This window comes from Thalassobacterium maritimum, from assembly GCF_031127805.1.
GTDB classification, from domain to species: Bacteria; Verrucomicrobiota; Verrucomicrobiia; order Opitutales; family Coraliomargaritaceae; genus Thalassobacterium; species Thalassobacterium maritimum.
The window spans coordinates 1-1,212 of sequence record NZ_JARXHW010000151.1 but is presented as its reverse complement, the minus strand read 5'-3'; the positions used below and the strand labels follow the sequence as shown (position 1 = coordinate 1,212).

The 1,212-nt window shown below is 43.2% G+C and carries 1 protein-coding gene; it reads right to left on the bottom strand.

Annotation, left to right across the window (positions count from 1 at the left end):
* Positions 1-511: 511 nt before the first annotated feature.
* Positions 512-988: a hypothetical protein gene (locus QEH52_RS19745; protein WP_308952681.1), complete on the bottom strand. Its 477-nt coding sequence runs from the start codon at positions 986-988 to the stop codon at positions 512-514.
* Between the last annotated feature and the right edge of the window lie 224 nt (positions 989-1,212).

Here is a 1,212-nt window from a genome sequence, read left to right as displayed (position 1 = left end):
ATCGTCTTGCAACAGAGTCGTTGCAATAGAGGAAGAATGGAAGGCGATCGCTGATAGGAGAATTAGGATTTGTTTTTTCATTATTTAGCTAACGTGGAGACCAGACACCCAGCCTGTGGGCTCAGTCGTCCTGTTGATTTTTAGAGTTTTACGGGCGGGATAAATGGGTTGTCTGTGCCGACTGGATCAGGACTCGAATGTGTCGGATGCCCAGACCGCTCAACTGCACTCATGCTTCCCGCTTCGCTTCTAAGCTTCGCAGGACACGGCTGCTTTTCCAGTCCCGACCTTGTCGGGAGAGACCGCTTATTTTCACTAATTTACGCTTATGATGAGGTTTCATTTTTCGTTCTTAGCGTCGGGTTGGATAAGCGTTCATTAGCGTAAATAAGCGGTTAAAAAATACGTCTGCGAGGATTTCCTGTTTTCAATTTCTTTCCCTGATCGTAGAGCTGTATCATGTAGTGAAGGCGGAGCCGTAACGGAATTGATACCAGCGACTGGATATGATTTAATTCTTTGGTTTTTCTATGAATGTGTAGTTTAACTCTTCGAAGAGGAAGCCAAACATTTTTTTGAAATCTTCTTCGGCAATAAAATCAGTGGATTCAATCAATGAAACCCTGTCTGAAGCACCACCATAGAAAATGTTAGTGAAGTAGGAATCGCCGTGCTTCACAGTGCTTTGGCAGTGAAGTTCCTTCTTTGGGTTCAACTCAACAGTTCTGCCAATTTCAAAAAAGCGGACTACTTCACCTTCTTTTGAGAAAAGCACTTTAGTCCTCAGTGGTCTAAGTAATCCGAGCAATGGCAATAGTCCTAAGAATGCAAAATACCATTCTATTTCGAAAAAGGGGGCTAAAATTAGAATTAGAGCAAACAAGCATCCGCTGAATATGATGGTTGGGCGGGTAAATTCCTTTCTTCCCTTGGTTCTAATTACATGCTCCACAGGATCGTAACAGAAATTAGTAAGATGAATTCTCATATCGTGGAGACCAGACACCAGCCTGTGGGCTGAGTCGTCCAGTTGTTTTTTAGAGTTTTACGGGCGGGTTAAATGGGTTGTCTGTGTCTACTGGATAGACCTAGCTTGGGCTTTGGATTGGGGAGAGTGTGGATGCTTGTCATGGGGCTCATTTGCTTTGTGATCTTCAATTTTTCATCTGATCAAGCTTCGATTCAATTCTATCTAACTGCTCTTTTCGTTCT